The organism is Campylobacter sp. VBCF_04 NA7, from assembly GCF_027737405.1.
Classification (GTDB): Bacteria; Campylobacterota; Campylobacteria; order Campylobacterales; family Campylobacteraceae; genus Campylobacter_B.
In genome coordinates this window covers 17,772-35,308 of record NZ_JAOVTT010000010.1, presented here as the reverse complement: position 1 = coordinate 35,308, position 17,537 = coordinate 17,772, and the positions used below count along the sequence as shown (strand labels likewise).

General features: G+C 42.0%; 13 protein-coding genes and 1 pseudogene. 2 read left to right on the top strand and 12 right to left on the bottom strand.

From position 1 onward, the window contains the following. Window positions 1-2,422, bottom strand: a 2,422-nt coding sequence (locus OFO00_RS07770) for a hypothetical protein (protein WP_270865557.1), incomplete at its 3' end; no start/stop codon positions are given. A gap of 223 nt (window positions 2,423-2,645) precedes the next feature. Then, window positions 2,646-3,173 carry a hypothetical protein gene (locus tag OFO00_RS07765; protein ID WP_270865556.1) on the bottom strand — a complete coding sequence of 176 codons (528 nt, stop codon included), beginning with the start codon at window positions 3,171-3,173 and terminating at the stop codon, window positions 2,646-2,648. A gap of 100 nt (window positions 3,174-3,273) precedes the next feature. Between OFO00_RS07765 and OFO00_RS07760 the strand changes: the two genes are divergently transcribed. Then, the gene (locus OFO00_RS07760; protein WP_270865555.1) at window positions 3,274-6,717 is read left to right on the top strand and encodes an acyl-[ACP]--phospholipid O-acyltransferase; all 3,444 of its coding nucleotides are present in this window, start codon (window positions 3,274-3,276) and stop codon (window positions 6,715-6,717) included. A gap of 35 nt (window positions 6,718-6,752) precedes the next feature. Here the strand turns inward: OFO00_RS07760 and OFO00_RS08015 are convergent. Then, a pseudogene (locus OFO00_RS08015) lies at window positions 6,753-6,848 on the bottom strand (DMT family transporter); the annotation flags it as partial. A 40-nt stretch (window positions 6,849-6,888) separates the two neighbouring features. Between OFO00_RS08015 and OFO00_RS07755 the strand changes: the two are divergent. Further along, on the top strand, window positions 6,889-7,035 hold the full coding sequence (locus OFO00_RS07755) for a hypothetical protein (protein WP_270859928.1): 147 nt from the start codon (window positions 6,889-6,891) through the stop codon (window positions 7,033-7,035). Between the two features lie 7 nt (window positions 7,036-7,042). Here the strand turns inward: OFO00_RS07755 and OFO00_RS07750 are convergent, their stop codons facing one another. The 9 genes from OFO00_RS07750 to OFO00_RS07710 form a co-directional block, all read right to left on the bottom strand. Next, entirely contained in the window at window positions 7,043-7,729 is a 687-nt protein-coding gene (locus OFO00_RS07750; RefSeq protein WP_270865554.1) for an aspartate/glutamate racemase family protein, read from the bottom strand. Window positions 7,730-7,782: 53 nt separating this feature from the next. After that, window positions 7,783-8,676, bottom strand: coding sequence for a DMT family transporter (locus OFO00_RS07745; protein ID WP_270865553.1), 894 nt, complete (start codon window positions 8,674-8,676; stop codon window positions 7,783-7,785). Between the two features lie 73 nt (window positions 8,677-8,749). Next, window positions 8,750-12,010 (bottom strand): carbamoyl-phosphate synthase large subunit, encoded by a 3,261-nt coding sequence (carB, locus tag OFO00_RS07740; protein WP_270865552.1) that lies wholly within the window; start codon window positions 12,008-12,010, stop codon window positions 8,750-8,752. Continuing rightward, window positions 12,010-12,759 carry a rod shape-determining protein MreC gene (gene mreC, locus OFO00_RS07735; RefSeq protein ID WP_270859932.1) on the bottom strand — a complete coding sequence of 250 codons (750 nt, stop codon included), beginning with the start codon at window positions 12,757-12,759 and terminating at the stop codon, window positions 12,010-12,012. Before mreC ends, carB begins: the two co-directional genes overlap by 1 nt. Next, window positions 12,752-13,786, bottom strand: coding sequence for a rod shape-determining protein (locus OFO00_RS07730; RefSeq protein WP_270862807.1), 1,035 nt, complete (start codon window positions 13,784-13,786; stop codon window positions 12,752-12,754). The genes mreC and OFO00_RS07730 overlap by 8 nt, the downstream gene beginning before the upstream one ends. An 8-nt stretch (window positions 13,787-13,794) precedes the next feature. Then, window positions 13,795-15,030 (bottom strand): ATP-dependent Clp protease ATP-binding subunit ClpX, encoded by a 1,236-nt coding sequence (gene clpX, locus OFO00_RS07725; protein ID WP_270865551.1) that lies wholly within the window; start codon window positions 15,028-15,030, stop codon window positions 13,795-13,797. Beyond that, window positions 15,030-15,818 (bottom strand): acyl-ACP--UDP-N-acetylglucosamine O-acyltransferase, encoded by a 789-nt coding sequence (gene lpxA / locus OFO00_RS07720; RefSeq protein ID WP_270865550.1) that lies wholly within the window; start codon window positions 15,816-15,818, stop codon window positions 15,030-15,032. The genes clpX and lpxA overlap by 1 nt, the downstream gene beginning before the upstream one ends. A 1-nt stretch (window position 15,819) precedes the next feature. Next, window positions 15,820-16,278: a 3-hydroxyacyl-ACP dehydratase FabZ gene (gene fabZ, locus OFO00_RS07715; RefSeq protein WP_270862810.1), complete on the bottom strand. Its 459-nt coding sequence runs from the start codon at window positions 16,276-16,278 to the stop codon at window positions 15,820-15,822. A 30-nt stretch (window positions 16,279-16,308) separates the two neighbouring features. Continuing rightward, a complete protein-coding gene (locus OFO00_RS07710) occupies window positions 16,309-17,376 on the bottom strand; it encodes an epoxyqueuosine reductase QueH (RefSeq protein ID WP_270865549.1) in 1,068 nt (355 codons plus the stop codon). Window positions 17,377-17,537 lie beyond the last annotated feature (161 nt).

The following is a 17,537-nucleotide window of genomic DNA, read 5'->3' as shown; positions in this document are numbered from 1 at the left end:
TTGTATCTGCTAAGGTAAAATCGCCTGTGATTTTTTCAAATTTTGGCATTTCAAAATTTAAGCCATTTAAATTTGCACTTCCTGTGGATTTAGCAATAGTTACTGAGCCGCCAATCGTAACGCCATCGGCGTTTTTGATATTATCATTTGAGACTTTTACCTCTGCGCCATCTTCCTTGATTTGAGCTAGGATAATATCAGCTTTAATATCTGTGTTGTTTAAATCTATGTTGTTACCTGAAACTTTGCCTGATTTGCTAAATCCGCCTATGAGCGTAGCACCACTTGAAGTTGCGTCTTTATTAAGAGAAATGTTATTGTCTAAAACATTGCCTTTTTCGCTATATCCGCCGATGATTGTAGCATTTGATAAATTTGCACCCTCTTCGATAATGATAGAGTTACCGCTTACTGGTTTATCTGTGCTCTCTCCGCCGTAGATTGTCTTATTTAATTCCCCAGCACCTTTTGCGATAGTGATTTCATTGCCACTCTCGCTTGGTTTTCCAAATTTGGTAAATTCATCGCTATCAAATTTATCATTTTCCCAGGTTTCTTCGAATTTATTTGTGCCTGTAATGTATATTGCTTTTTTATTTTCAGCAAACATGCCACGCAAATTTCGTGTATATGTATCTTTATCTATAATTTTATAAATTTGATCTGGTTGGATTGCGGTTATTACTTCGATATTGGTATCTTTTAGTGTTTTATCGGCATTTAATTTATCATCAATATCAACACTTTTATAATTTAAAATTTCGCTTTCTGAATTTATCAAATAGTATTTTCCTGCTTTTGTCAAATAGATTTTTTCGTATGCGTAATTAAATGTATCACCTATGCCGTAAGAAGGTGCTTGATCGTGTTCATATATATCATTATTTGTATTTGCTCCACTTTTTACAACGGCGATTGTATCTAAATTTGGACTATATTTTTTAGCATTTGCGGTCAAATTTGTTATAGCATTCGCTCCGCCACCGTTATTTCGTTTTTTATTTACACCTGTTCCACTATTTCCGCCTACGACGACTTCGACAGCTCCGTTAGTAGTGCTTCCGTTTAAGAAATTTATAGTAACGCCATTTAAATCAGCTCCGATTTGGCTATCTGTTAGGGTTAAAACGGCATTTTTCTCGGTATCAGTTGCTTTTTTGAGTGTATTAAATTGTAAATTTGCAAAATTTTCTATTGTCCCTGCCTGTCGCAAACCAAAATTTTCAGTATCTCTGCCTAAGATTAGTGTGTTACCTGTGTTTGCTAGTTTTCCGCCGCCGACAGTCCCGCCGACAACACCGTTCATAAAATAAACAGCACTATTTTCGCTTGTTCCGCCGTTTTCCGCTTCGTTTAAACTACCATAGACATTACCTGAAATTTTTGCAGAATTTTCATCTGGATTTAAATTTACGATGATAAGATTATCTGATAACTTTGCATTATTTAGCCCTTTTACCCAAGAACCATAAGCATTTTTTATCTTTGTATCGCCGCTAATAACCGCTATATTATCTTTTAAAGTAGTTACGCCAGAACCACCGTTACTGTTGTTCGCACTACCGCCTGCTACTATGTTTCCGTTTAGATACTCTAAATTTTGTATATATGCACGATTGCCTACTATTTCTTGGCTAGTTCCGTTTGGATTTATAATTCTACCGCCAAATATTACATTGTGTTGATCGCTATCTATACTTCTAGTAATAGTAGTTTTTGCTCCGCTTATAATGACTTGATTATACCTTGAATTTCCGCTACCGTTTTGTAAAAGACCAGAACTTATATTTACTTGTTTAGTTACTTGTTGAGTTCCTTGTTGAGCTACCGGAGCTTTTATCGTTGAACCGCTAATTTCTAGTGTATTGTATTGGACATCTCCACTGCCTTTTTCTATCGAACCTGCACGGAAATTTGCATCAGAGTTATTTTTCGAATCTACCATGCTGTCTGTTATTTTTACCGTATTGTAATTAGCATTGCCGGTAGCGCCATATTGCTTTAGCGATATTAAACCACCATAAACACCACGAAAATAGCTCTTGTCTATTATTATAGAGTTGTTTAAAACACTTCCGCTACCGCCAGTAATGTATCCGCCACGATAAGCAGGGTAGTTAGCATAATCTACATTTGTAACTTTTAAAGTATTATTTATTACATTTTCTCCGTTATCACCGCCGTAACCGCCATGTGCCCAGCCAGTTGTATTTACGACAAATTTTGTGCTTCCAATAGTGTCTTTTTCGGAAATTTCAACGGTATTGCCGCTATTTCCCTTTGAGCCGTCATAGATATTGCCATTTTTTGTCGCACCAGTTATAAAATAATCTCCTGCTGCATTTACAAAGCTAACTCCGCCTACGGCAAACAAAATTGTAGCTAAGACGATACTTTCCCTGCTTTGATTTAATGCTTTCATCTCAAACTCCTTTGAAATTTTATAAATAGCTGAAATTATAACTTAAATTACAGAAAAAAGTGGTAAAATTTAAAGAATTTATGGGAATTTTTGCATTTTTTTAAAAATTTGACAAATTAGGCGTTTTTTGGTGCGGATTAAGCGCAAATTCTCGCAATGACAAATTAAACAAATTTCGCTCGCTATTGCCATTGCAAGGAAGCGAAGCACTGAGAACGCAAAATCAAATTTTCTGATTTAAATCCACGCTTTCGATTGCTAAATTTCTAAATTTAGCCAAATTTTCCACTTCGCGCGCAGTATCTTCGGTGTAAGGCAAAACTATATGAAATCCACGCTCAAAGCCCAAAAAATAGTTTTCGCCACTCCTAGCTATGCGGTTTAAATCGCTAGTAGCGAACTTCTCGCTAGCACTGGCTTCACCATTGGCGAAGCTAATCTCAGCCTCGCTCCACAAAAAATTCATCACCACGCTCGAAGGCTCAATATTTTCGGCGTTTGCGATATGTTTGCGAAGCATTTTGCGATAAAATTTAGGGAAAAACACCAGCCACAGCGCGCCCATGATTAGCGAAGCGATGCTTGCAATCGGGGCTGTTTTGAAAAGTCCGTCGATGATGATACCAAAGATCAAAAACTCAAAGGCGATCGCATAGGTGCTGACGATTTTTTGTTTTTTTGCTTTTTTGCTGTGAAGTAGCATAAATTTGTTAAGTGCGACGACATCGCGCTCGGTGATAGTTACTTGCATAATTTTCCTTGATAAAATTTGGCGCATTTTATCAAATTCGGCTTAAATTTTCTATGTTAAATTTAAAAGGTTAAAATTCACGCAAATTTAAGGAAAAATTATGAAAAATTTACTCAAAATCAGCGGATTTTTGCCCTTTATGATAATAATGTTTATCAACGCTAGCGTCGATCTCGCGCACAAAATCACTATCCAAAATGTCCTAGTCAAGAGCTTTTCGGGCGACACGCTCATTGCCCTGACCGCGCTTGTAAATATGCTAATCTTGCTTCCATATATTTTTTTATTTAGCACTTCTGGCTTTTTAAACGACAAATTCTCGCGCACGAAAATCACTCGCGCTTGCGCCCTGCTTGGCGTGGTTTTGTGCGCGCTAATCACGCTTGGATACATTTGCGGGTGGTTTTATTTCGCATTTTTTATGACGATTCTTTTAGCTGCGCAAAGCGCGATATACTCGCCCGCGAAATACGGCCTAATCAAAAAAATCGTCGGAGCGAAAAATTTAGGCGCAGCAAACGGCGCAGTGCAGGCTCTAACCATAATCGCAATTTTGCTCTCATCGCTTGTGTTTTCTGTGATTTTCGAAAGCTTCGCAAAGCAAGGCGCAGGTGCTGGCGAGCTTTTGCGCTCGGTGTGGTTTATCGGGCTTTTGCTCGTGGCTGGCTCTATGGTAGAGGCGTATTTTGCGTATAAAATTCCATATTTTGACGCTAGCGAACCTGAGGCGAAATTCGAATTTGCCAAATTCGCAAAATTCGAGTATCTAAGGCAAAATTTAAAATTCGTAACCTCGGATAAAAATATCTTGCTCTGCACGCTTGGGCTTTCGATGTTTTGGGCTGTTTCACAGCTCGTGATTGCGACATTTCCGGCGCATTTCAAGGCCATTAGCGGAAATGATAATGTGATGATTATCCAAGTTATCCTAGCACTAAGCGCAATCGGAATCGCGCTGGGAGCGGTGTTTGCAGGAAGCTACTGCAAAAAACATATCGAGCTAGGAATCGTGCCATTTGGCGCGTTTGGGCTAGGACTTGCGCTGATGATTTTAGCAAACGCAAATTCAGCTTTTACGCTATCTTTGGCGTCGCTATTTTTCGGATTTAGCGGGGGAATTTTCATCGTGCCACTTAATGCGAATATTCAGTTTTTTACCCGCGATGAGCGCATGGGGCGCGTGCTAGCGGGGTCAAATTTTATCCAAAATATCTTTATGGTGCTGTTTTTGATAATCGCGATAATTCTAGTAAATTTTGCCGTGTATAGTGGCGAAATCTTTGTAATGTGCGCGCTGTGCGTGCTAATTTGCGGAATTTTTAGCGCCAGATACCTGCCGCACCTTTTCATGCGAATTTTGCTTTTGCCGTTTTTGAAATTTGGCTATAAAGTCCGCGTCGATGGGCTAGAAAATATCCCGCAAAGTGGCGGAGTTTTGCTACTTGGAAATCACATTAGCTGGATTGATTGGGCAGTCGTGCAGCTTGCCTGCCCGCGCGCTGTGCGCTTTGTAATGCACAGAAGCTATTATGAGCTGTGGTATTTGAAGTGGTTTTTGAAAATTTTTGGCGTAATTCCGATCGGCGCAGGGGTCAGCAAAAGTGCGCTTGGCGCGATAAAAGAAGCCCTAAACGCTGGCGAAGTGGTGGGGCTTTTCCCAGAGGGGCACATTAGCTACAACGGCAGAATCGATGAGTTTCAAGCGGGATTTGAGCACGCCGCACGGGGCGCAAATGCCGTGATAGTGCCGTTTTATATCCGTGGGCTTTGGGGTTCGACATTTTCGAGGGCTAGCGAACATTATAAAAAAACAATCTCCAAGCTTGGCACGCACGCTTTGAGGGTGAGTTTCGGCGCGCCTTTGGATATAAATGCTAAGGCGCACGAGGTCAAAAAGGCCGTGAGAGAGCTATCGTTTTTTAGCTGGGAAAAATACCTTAGCTCGCTCGATCCACTCGCGTATAACTGGCTAAATCAGGCGAAAATTTCGCCATTTAAAACTATCGCGGTCGATAGCACAGGGGTGAAATTTACAAATTTGGCGATGATGAGCGCGCTAATAATGTTTCAAAAGCGCCTAGCACCGCGCATAGGAAATGAAAAAAACATAGGCATAATCCTGCCTAGCTCCGTGATTGCAAGTACGATAAATTTGACGATTTTAGCCATGGGAAAAATCAGCGTAAATCTCAACTACACTCTAAGCGAAGAAAATCTCGTGTATTGCGCCACAAAGGCGAATCTGCGCACCATAATCAGCTCGAAAAAATTTGTCGAAAAGCTAAAATCGCGCGGATTTGAGCTAGAAAGTAGCCTTGGCGAGAGATTAGTGTATTTGGAGGATATCGGCGCAGATATTACGCGCAAAGAGCGCATAAGCACGGCGATAAAGGCCCTTTTGATGCCGAAATTTTTATTCGAGGTTTTGTATATCGCGCCACACGCAATCGACGATGAGGCTACAATTTTATTTAGCAGTGGAAGCGAGGGACGCCCAAAAGGCGTGGTGCTCACGCACAAAAACATAATGGCAAATGTGCGCCAAATCTCCGAACTCGTAAATGCCACGGGCGAAGACGCGCTTTTGGCGTCTTTGCCGATTTTTCACTGCTTTGGGCTAACCGTTACGACGCTATTTCCGCTAAATGACGGACTTTTAAGCATACATGTCCCAGACCCGACAGACGCGTTTTGTGTGGGCAAAATGAGCGCGAAATACGGCGCGTCGATTATGTTTGGAACCTCGACATTTTTTAGACTTTATGCCAAAAACAAACGCCTAAATCCGCTAATGCTTCGAAATTTGCGCCTTGCAATCGCAGGTGCTGAAAAGCTAAGCGAGAGCGTGAAAAAGGACTTTAAGGTCAAATTTGGCGTGGATATCTACGAGGGATACGGCACCACTGAGACTGCACCTGTGGTGAGCGTAAATACGCCAAATATTTTAGAGCCTGATTTTTTCAAAGAACTTGCCTTCAACCGTGAAAAAAGCGTGGGTTTGCCACTAGCTGGCACGATAATAAAAATCGTCGATCCTGCAAATTTCACCGAGCTTGGAAACGGCGTAGCAGGGCTAATCCTAATCGGCGGGGCGCAGGTGATGAAATGCTACTACGACGAGCCAGAGCGCACAGCGCGCGCGATTATCGAAATCGACGGCGTGAGGTATTATAACAGCGGCGATATTGGGTATTGCGACGATGACGGGTTTTTGTTTATCACAGACCGCCTTTCGCGCTTCGCAAAAATCGGTGGCGAGATGATAAGTCTGGGTGCAGTAGAGGGGGCGATAGGCGAAATTTTAGGCTCTACGGTTAGCTTTTCGTGCGTAAATTTGGCCGATGAGAAAAAGGGCGAGAAAATCGCGCTACTATACAGCGCCGAATTTGGCGAAGATGAAATTTCGCAGATGATAAAGGGTGCAAATTTAGCTCCGATAATGCAGCCAAGCGTGGTAAAAAAAGTGGGCGAAATACCGATTTTAGGCAGTGGCAAGGTGGATTTTAAAGCTGTGAAAAAAATGGCAGAGGATATGGGGATTTAAAAAAATTGGCAAAATTTGGTCAAATTTGGCTAAATTTAGCCCTTTTTCGCTAATAAAAATATACACGAAAGTATCAGCACAAATCCTACGAAATCCAAAAATACAAATTTTGTCCCTAGCCAAAAATGTGCAAGCACAACTGTGCTTATAAATTCATCTGTGGCGGCAAAAATGACGAAGTTAATCGGCGAAATTTACACTAGGTATTTGGACGAAAATTTCGATGAAATTTATGAGGGAGAATTCGATCCTGTTTCAAATTTAAATCGCCAAAAGATCAAATATATAATCACAAATAAGCTTATAATGGGAGATTAAAATCCTATTATAACGCCATTTTGGCGCATTTTTTAGCGTGGATTATCGTCGTGTCAAATACCGGAATTTCCAAATCATTTTGCGAAATCAAAAGTCCGATTTCTGTGCAACCTAAAATCACACTTTTTGCCCCTAAATTCGCAAGTCTATCGATGATTTTTAAAAATTTATCTTTTGAAGATGACAAGATTTTTCCTAAACAAAGCTCATTAAAAATGACTGAGTTTATAAATTCGATCTCGTCATCATTTGGAATAAAAACTTCTATACCTTGTTCGATTAATTTTTCTTTATAAAAATCCTGCGTCATCGTGTATTTCGTGCCAAGAAGTATGGTTTTATCGATATTTTTGGCTTTTAGCTCATCAGCGGTGGCTGTGGCGATATGTAAAACGGGAATTTGTAAATTCGCACTGATTTGTGGTTCAACCTTGTGCATTGTGTTGGTGCAAATAGCGATAAAATCGGCTCCTGCGAGTTCTAAATTTTTAGCGACACCGGCTAAAATACGACCGGCTCTCTCCCACTCTCCCTTTGCTTGGCACTCTTCGATCTCGCTAAAATCCACACTATAAAGCAAAATTTTTGCACTATGCAAACCTCCAAGATGAGCTTTTATCTCTTCATTTATGATTTTGTAGTAAGTAGCCGTGCTTTCCCAACTCATTCCGCCGATTAGTCCGATAGTTTTCAAAAAATTTCCTTGAAAAATTAAAATTTAGATAATTTTAACCGAATTTGGTAAATTTAACCCTTTTTCGCTAATAAAAATATACACGAAATAATCAACACAAACCCCACAAAATCTAAAAACACAAACTGCGTTTTAAGCCAAAAATGTGCAAAAAATGCTGCGCTAACTGGTTCAATCGCTGCGATTAGGCTTGCTTTTGGTGCGCCGATCAATTTCACGCCAATCATATAAAAACTAAATGCTAAAACCGTTCCAAAAAACACAACGCCCATGAGTGCTAAAAATCCGCTAAAATCGCTAATACCTTTTAAATTCCAAACTTGCAAAAACAAACCCAAAACTACTCCGCCAAGCACCATACCCCAACCTAAATTTAGCACAACAGGATATTTTTGATTTAGTTTTTTTGGTGCAAGATTATAAACACAAACACAAACTGCGCTAAGCAAACAAAAAATAAGTGCCTTTTGACTAATAACAAGTGAGTCTAAATTTCCGTGCGTAGCTAAAATCACAACACCCAAACTTGCTAAAATCAAAGAGATAAATTCGCTGATTTTTGGCAATCGTCTTTCATTTACGCATACAATCACTAAAATCATAGCTGGTGCTGTGTATTGGATTACGGTAGCGACTGCGGCATTTGAAAGCTCGATAGAATAAAAATAAAAATACTGCGTTAGCATTAAACCCAAAAGCGAAAAAGCTAAAAACTGCGGATAAAGTCTTTTATCTTTAAGCGGTGCAAAAAATCTTTTATCGCGCAAACGAAATGCACAATAAAAAAGCAAAACACACCCGGCGCAAAAAAGTCGATACGGAACAAGCCAGTTTGCGCTCACGCCCTTTACTTCGAAAAGATACTGACCGCAAACCCCGCTAAACCCCCAAAAAATTCCGCCAAGAAGTGTTATGAAAATTCCAAAAATTATACTTTGCGTTTTCATATTAATTGAATTAAATTTATAAAATTTCGGCAAATTTAGCATAAATTTCACGCAAATTTGCCAAATTTAAGAATTATTTGTTTGCTAAATACTCTTGCAAGCTTTTCACTTCCAGTGCGCTTCCGTCTTGGACCGCGCACACTGACATAGTAGCAGCGAGCGCAGCCTTGATATTCGTAAAATACGGCAGTTTAAATCTCACCACAGCTTGGCGGATTTTAAATGTATCTGACGAGCTTGATTTGGTGTCGCTGGTGTTTATCACAAGGGCGATTTCGCCATTTTTTAGCTTATCTTCGATATTTGGGCGACCTTCTGAGATTTTATAGACAAACTCGCACTCCAAACCTGCCTCTTTTAGCGCCTTGCAAGTCCCGCCAGTGGCAATCAGACTAAATCCAGTCTCAACCAAAGTCTTAGCTAGGCTTACCCCTTTTTCTTTGTCGCGATCAGTCAGACTCATAAACACAGCGCCCTTGCTTGGCAAGACATTGCTGGCTGAAATTTGGCTTTTGGCAAAACTTTTTGCGAAATTTTCACTAATTCCCATAACCTCGCCTGTGCTTTTCATCTCAGGCCCTAGCGCGATGTCGCAGCCTGGTAATTTGTTAAACGGAAATACGCTTTCTTTTACGCAAACTCTGCCACTCACGCGCGGTTTTAAAATGCCCTTTTCCTCACACAAAACGCCAAATTTATCGTAAAATTTAAGTGCCTCGCGCAAATTTCCTTGCCACATTACACGAGTGGCGACTTTGGCCATTGAAATTCCAGTTGCCTTGCTCACAAACGGCACGGTTCTACTAGCTCTCGGATTTACTTCAATCATATAAAGCTCGTCCTCAAAAATCGCAAACTGAATATTCATAAGCCCCACGACGCCCAAATTTAGCGCGATTTGTTTTGTGGTTTCGTTGATTTTATCAATCATTTCATCGCTTAGGCTCATCGGAGGCAGTATGCTTGCACTATCACCAGAGTGGATTCCAGCCTCTTCGATATGCTCCATTATAGCGCCGATATAGACATCTTTGCCATCGCTTATAGCATCGACATCAAGCTCGGTTGCATCAAGCAAAAATTTATCTAATAATACCGGTGAGTGGTAGCTCACGCTCACAGCCTCGCTCATATACTCTTTTAGTTCATCTACATTATGCACCCTTCTCATAGCCCGTCCGCCAAGCACATAACTAGGGCGCACAAGGACCGGATAGCCGATGATCGCGGCTTTTTCGATTGCTTCGGCTTCGCTTATGGCTGTATCGTTTTTAGGCTGTTTTACGCCGATTTTAGTAATAAATTCGCTAAATTTCTTGCGGTCTTCTGCGATATCAATCGTGCGCGCGCTCGTGCCGATAATCTTGGCTCCAATTGCGTTTAGGCGCTTGGCAAATTTAAGCGGAGTTTGTCCGCCAAAATGCACGATTACGCCCTCTGGCTTTTCTGTCTCGATTACGGTGCGAACATGCTCGAAATCAATCGGCTCGAAATACAAAATATCGCTCGTATCATAATCAGTAGAAACCGTTTCTGGGTTGCAGTTATACATAATGCTCTTTATGCCAAGATCCCTTAGCGCGTAGCTTGCATGCACGCAACAATAATCAAACTCTATGCCTTGACCTATGCGGTTTGGGCCGCCACCGATGATTAGGACTTTTTTGGCGTTTTGCGGCGTTCTGGTTGGCAGGTTTGGTGTGATATTTGTGCTAGAATACAAATACGGCGTGAGAGCCTTAAATTCGCCTGCGCAGGTATCGACTTCGTTGTACTCTAAATTTATGCCGTGTTTTGCGCGCGCAAAGAAAATATCATTTTGCGTAAGGCCTAGATTATCGACTTTGTTGATTAAATGCGCAATCATTTTGTCCGAAAAGCCCATGGTTTTGGCTTTGCGAAGCAAATTTGGAGCATTTAGGATATCCATGTCGATTTTGGCTTCAAATTCGACGATTTCGTGAATTTCGCGCAAAAACCACGGATCAATTTTGCTAAATTCAAAGACCTCATCTACGCTAAATCCCTCACGGTAAGCTTGCGCGACATACAAAATTCTATCCTGTCCTGCGTTTCTAAGCCCAAAAATCAAATCATCTTTGCTTAAATTTAACTCGATAAAGCCATAGTAACTTTTCTCCATTGAGCAAAGCGCCTTTTGGATACTCTCTTTAAATGTGCGCCCAATCGCCATTACCTCGCCGATACTCTTCATCGCAGTACCAAGGTGCGGGTTCGCGCCCGGGAATTTCTCAAATGCAAAGCGAGGGATTTTTGTGACGATATAATCAATCACAGGCTCGAAACTCGCAGGCGTGCCTGTGATGTCATTTTTGATCTCATCTAGGCTAAATCCCACAGCTAACATAGTAGCGACTTTGGCTATCGGATAGCCTGTGGCCTTGCTAGCTAGGGCTGAACTACGGCTGACACGCGGATTCATTTCGATTACTATCATGCGACCTGTGCGCGGATTTATGGCAAATTGCACATTGCTACCACCCGTATCGACGCCGATTTCACGCAAAATCGCAAAACTTGCATCGCGCATGCGCTGATATTCTTTGTCTGTGAGCGTCAAAGCCGGTGCAATCGTAATGCTATCGCCCGTATGCACACCCATAGGGTCAAGGTTTTCGATAGAACAGACGATTATGCAGTTATCTTTATTATCCCTGATAACCTCCATTTCATACTCTTTCCAGCCAAGCAAACTCTCTTCAATCAAAATTTCATGGATTGGGCTAATATCAATGCCGTTTTGTGCGATTTCTTTAAATTCGTCGATATTATACGCTACGCCACTTCCTGCGCCTCCAAGCGTATAACTAGCGCGGATAATGAGCGGAAAGCCGATTTCTTCGGCTGCTTGATGAGCTTCTTCCATAGTGTAGGCGTATTTTGACTTTGGCAAGTCCATGCCGATTTTAATCATTGCTTCTTTAAAAGCCACGCGATCTTCGCCCTTTTTAATCGCTTCTGGTTTAGCACCCAAAAATTTCACATCGCCTAGCTCGCCACTTTCATAGACTTCCATTGCGACATTTAGCGCAACCTGACCGCCCATAGTAGGCAGTATCGCATCGACGCCCTCTTTTTTGATAATTCGCAAAATGCTCTCTTTTGTGATTGGCTCGACATAGGTCGCATCTGCAAAATCAGGGTCTGTCATAATCGTAGCTGGGTTTGAATTTATCAAAACTACGCGATAGCCCAAATTTTTCAAAGTTTTAGCAGCTTGTGTGCCACTATAATCAAATTCACACGCTTGACCGATGACGATAGGACCGCTTCCGATGAGCAATATCGTCTTTACATCTTCTCTTTTTGGCATTATCTTTCCTTTGTAACGACATACAAAAACGTTGGCATATTTGGATTTGCGTATGGCTCTATGACAGCGCTTTTGTATAATTTACCACTCTGAACTGATTTGACCCGCCCCACAGGCACGCCCTCGAAAAATATCTCGTCCTTTCCACTCGTATAAACCTCATCGCCGACTTTTGGATCTAGCCATTGCGGGATAAATTTCACCACCAAAGCATTTCCCTCGCCATTTGCAACGCCTGGAATTTGGCTCTCGCCGATTGAGACAGAAAAATTGCTTTTTTCATCTTTTTGGAGTATGGCCAGGGGTTTGTTGTCGCGATTTACGACGATTCCTGCGGTTTTGCCCTCGCTGATGAGACCATAAACTTTATCTGGATTGAAATTTTTAAAATTTATCCAAAATTTATTGTAATCATTTAAACTAGCGTAACTTAGCGTCCTAACAAGCTCGACGCGCGGTTCGTAAGCGGAGCTGTTTTTATCAAGCAAAATTTTATTTAACTCCCCTGCAAAGGTGCCAAGAAGCATAGCAGATTTTTTCAGCTCCTCGTTTTCGGCACGCAGGGCTTCGATAGTGTTTGCTTGATCGATATGTTTTGAAATTTTGTTTTTTATAAAGCTCGTAATATCTTTGTAAGTATCAATAGCTCCTCCGCTAAGACCGATAAATTTACCATGAATTTGCGATCCAAAAATAAGCGAAGTAGCCACCAATACCACAGCGATGAGTAGAAACTTTACATTAGTCATTTGCTGCTTGTTTTAGCGATTTGATCTCTTCTAGGGCCTTGCCAGTGCCGTTTGCGACGCAAAGAAGCGGTTCATCTGCTACGAATACAGGCAGTTTTACAGCCTCGCTTAGATATTTATCTAGCCCTCTAATTAGCGCGCCTCCGCCGGTTAAAACCACGCCGTTTTCTACGATATCAGCTGCGACTTCTGGTTGGATACTTTCAAGCACAAATTTTAGCGCGTCAGCGATTTCGCGAATTGAGTCTTTTATCGCCTCTCTGACATCTTCGCTCGTTAAATCAACCGAGCTTAAAAGCCCACTGATTTGGTCCTTGCCTTTGACCGTGTAGGTTAGATCTTTTGGCTGTTGGATTGCGGTGCCGATTTTGATTTTGATCTCTTCGGCTGCACGCTCCGAGATAAGAAGGCTGTATTTTTCTTTGACATAATTTACAATGCTAGCGTCGATTTTATCGCCTGCTACGCGCACTGATTTTGCATTTATAATGCCCCCTAGCGAAATCACGCCGATCTCTGTCGTGCCACCACCGATATCTACGACTAGCGAGCCTTTCGCCTCGGCTACTGGAAGCCCTGCGCCAATCGCTGCCGCCATTGGTTCTTCGATTAGATAAACCTCGCGCGCACCTGCTATCATCGCGCTTTCTCTCACGGCCTTGCGCTCGACTTGCGTTAGACCATAAGGCACAGAGATGATAATCCTAGGACTTACGAAAAAGCGTCTTTTGTGCGTTTTTTCGATGAAATATCTAATCATCTTTTCGGTCATATCAAAGTCTGCGATAACGCCGTCTTTCATCGGGCGCACAGCCTCGATATCGCCCGGTGTGCGACCTAGCATCTCTTTGGCTTCTGCGCCCACAGCTATGATTTTTTGTTTGCCATAGCGTTCGTTTTGCACAGCCACGACGCTTGGTTCGTTTATGATTATACCTTTATCTTTGAGCAAAACTAGCGTGTTTGCCGTGCCAAGATCAATTCCCATATCACTAGAAAATAAGCCTAATAAAGAATCAAGTAACATTTATTCCCCTATGCAGTTAAATTTTGTTTTACTAATATCGGCTTTGCGCCCTCACTGACTACCTCTTTTGAGATAATCACATCATATCCACTAAGCTCTGGTAGGTCAAACATTATATCAATCATAATCTCTTCAATAATCGATCTAAGTCCCCTAGCACCAGTTTTGCGCTTGATAGCAAGTTTTGCTACCTCGCTTAGAGCTTCATCGTCAAATTTCAAATTTGCCCCGTCGATTGCGAAAAGTTTTTGGTATTGTTTTAAAATCGCATTTTTTGGCTCGGTTAAAATTCTAACCATTGCCACCTCGTCGATTTCGTTTAAACTCGCCATGACATGAAGTCTGCCAATAAGCTCAGGGATTAGCCCATAATGCACCAAATCATCGGCCTCTACCATGCCAAGCAAATTTTGGTTTTCCTTTTTGCTTCGTTTTTCTTGCCCAAAACCAAGCACATTTTTGCCGATTCTGCGTCCGATAATCTCGTTTATGCCATCAAACGCGCCACCGCAAACAAATAAAATATTTGTCGTATCAATTTGTATAAAATCTTGATTTGGGTGTTTTCTGCCACCTTTTGGCGGGATATTTACCACACTTCCTTCGATGATTTTAAGAAGCGCTTGTTGCACGCCCTCGCCACTGACATCGCGCGTAATCGAGCGATTTTCGCTCATTCTAGCGATTTTATCGATCTCATCGACAAATACAATTCCTCTTTGAGCCCTCTCGACATCGCCACCGGCTGCTTGAAGCAGGCGAGTTAGGATATTTTCGACATCTTCGCCCACATATCCAGCCTCTGTTAGGCTTGTAGCGTCGCTGATTGCAATAGGCACATCTAAAAACCTAGCCAAAGTCTGCGCCATAAGCGTTTTGCCACTTCCTGTGGGGCCAATTAGCAAAATGTTTGATTTTGAAATTTCAGTATCGTCGCCCTCTATCTCATCTTTGCGAAAAATTCGTTTGTAGTGGTTATAAACACCCACGCTAAAAATCTTTTTCGCCCTTTCTTGGCCGATTACATATCTATCCAAAACCTCCATTAAAGCCTTTGGTTTAATCGCCTCGAAATCTATCTCACCTGCGATTCGTTCGCTCTTTTTCGCGACCTCCCCGCCATGAAGTGCTGCATAAGCCTGATCTATACAATAGCTACAAATCGAAGCCGTGCCACTATCGTTTGGGAAAATCGTAAGTCCGTCCTTTTCGCTCGAACCACAAAAACTACATTTATCTGACATTAATTTCTACCCTTATCTAGCGGAATTCCGCGTTTTGTGTTTAATATAAAATCGCACATTTTTTTCACATGCTCGTTATCTGTTTCGTTTATCAAAATTTCGGCTTGTTCTTTTAATCCCACGCCTTGGTTAAACAAAAATTTATACGCTTTGTTGATGATTTCAACCGTATCTCTGTCAAATCTACGGCGAATTCCTGTTAAATTTAGCCCCCTGATATAGGCTCTGTTTCCCTCCGCTAGACAAAACGGCACTATGTCTTGTCCAAGCGCGCTAGCCCCTGCTATCATGCAACTCTCGCCGATTTTGACGAATTGATGCACGGGGGTTAGACCGCCGATTACTGCGTAATCGCCCATTTGCACATGCCCAGCCAAAGTGGCTGAATTTGCCAAAATAATATTATCGCCTAAAATGCAATCATGCGCCACATGGCAATACGCCATCATAAAGATATTATCGCCAATGCGCGTAAATCCGTCTCCCTTGTGCGAACCAGAGCTAATGGTGCAAAATTCGTGAATTGTGGCGTTTTTGCCGATTATAAGGCCTGTTTTTTCGCCTACTTCAAAGCTGATATCTTGCGGGATATCGCCCACAATCGCATAAGAGAAAATTTTAGAATTTTCGCCGATTGTAGTATCGCCGATGATGCGCGCGCCCTGCTTTATGAGTGTGCCAGAGCCGATTTTGGCCTGAGCGCTAACAAACGCATAGGGCTCAATCGTAACATCATCGCCTAAAATCGCTCCGTCCTCGACAATCGCAGTTGGATGAATTTTACTCATTTTATTTATCCATTACCATTGCTTGAAGTTCAGCTTCGGCCGCCAAAACATCGCCTCCTGCGTCATCTTTGATATACGCTTCGCCCTTTAACTGCCAAATTCTGCCTCTGTGTTTAATCGCCTCTAAGCGGTATTCTAAGCGGTCCCCTGGGCGCACTGGTTTTCTAAATTTCGCCTTGTCAATACTCATAAAATACACAACCTTATCGCTTAAATCCGTGCCCTCAGCTTCCATTGCTTTAAACGCCAAAATTCCCCCAGCTTGGGCAAGTCCCTCGATAATCATCACGCCAGGATAAATCGGATGGCCCGGAAAATGTCCTTGGAAAATTTGCTCGCCATAGGTGATGTTTTTGTAAGCGATTATCGTTTTTCCCATATCCATATCGGTAACTTTGTCGATCAAAAGCAACGGGTAGCGGTGCGGGAGTATGTTTAAGATTTCGGTTATGTCAATCATTTCGTATCCTTGATAAAAATTCTTGCCATTTTACCCTAACTTTACTAAAATTTCCCTAACATCTAAAAATATCCGAGATAGCGCGTAAATCTCCACTTTGGCTGGGTAAATTTCATCTACGACGATGATTGGCGAAAGCGAGCGCGCACCGCAAATTTTCGCGCGAATTTGCTCTTGTTTTTTCAGACTTGGCGGATTTTTTAAAATTTCGGCTGTGTTTTTGAAATCTGTTTTTAAAATTTCGTTGAAAAATTTAAGGCTTAAAATTTTAATCTCGCCCTTGTCGCAGTAAAATTTCTCACAACTCTCATTTATGCTAAATTTGACAAATTCGCGCCTAAAATGGGAGTTATGCAAGATAAATGATGGCTTTATCACCCCAGAGAATTTCACCCACGCCCTAAGCAAGCGATAGTTTAAAAACTCATCTCTGATAATCTCAAATTTCACCCCTTCGCGCCTAAATTTCGCCACTTTTTTATAAATTTTAAACTTTTCCTCTATCGAAGCAGGCAAAATTTCCCCACCAACTGGCGACATAAGCTCGTAAATTTCGCCCTCTCCGCGCTGCGTGCGTAGCGCAAACATGCAGCCGCAGTAGTTTTGGTGATAGAGCCCCTCTTTTTTGGCTAGGGCAAACTGCTCGTTCGTGCCGCCGTTTTTGCGAAAATCAGGCGCGATAAACTCCAAATTTTGCTCTTTACAGATTTTTTCTAGCGAACGGGCGAGCTGGGCGTGCGATTTTTTGGGGCTCATTAAAAGCGTCGTGGTGATTTTTTGCTCGCCAATACTGCGCGCGAAGCAGGCGGTGTTTTGCATACGAAAATCGAAGCAAAACTCACAGCGCCTGCCCTTTTCTGGCTCGTTTTCAAGGCCTTTTGCCCCACTAAGCCACGCCTCATAATCATATTCCCCAGCGTAAAATTTGATCCCAAGCCCCTCGCACACGCTCTTTGCGTCCTCCAACCTCAGCAAATACTCGCTGTAAGGGTGTATGTTTGGGTCGTAAAAATACCCTACCAAGGGCTCATCGCACTCGCGCGCCAACCTACGCAAAAAATAATCACAATCCACCGCACAACAGATATGAACTAACAAAAAATCTCCTTTTAAATTTCACAAAATTCGCATTATCGCGAAAGAAATGCGAAGCATTTCCAAAAAATAAAGCCAGCTTAATTTAAAGCGCAAGCTTTAAATTAAGCCACTTCTAAGGTTTTACAGGGGTGGGGGTTGGTAAGGGGGAGGGTAGCGTCTCC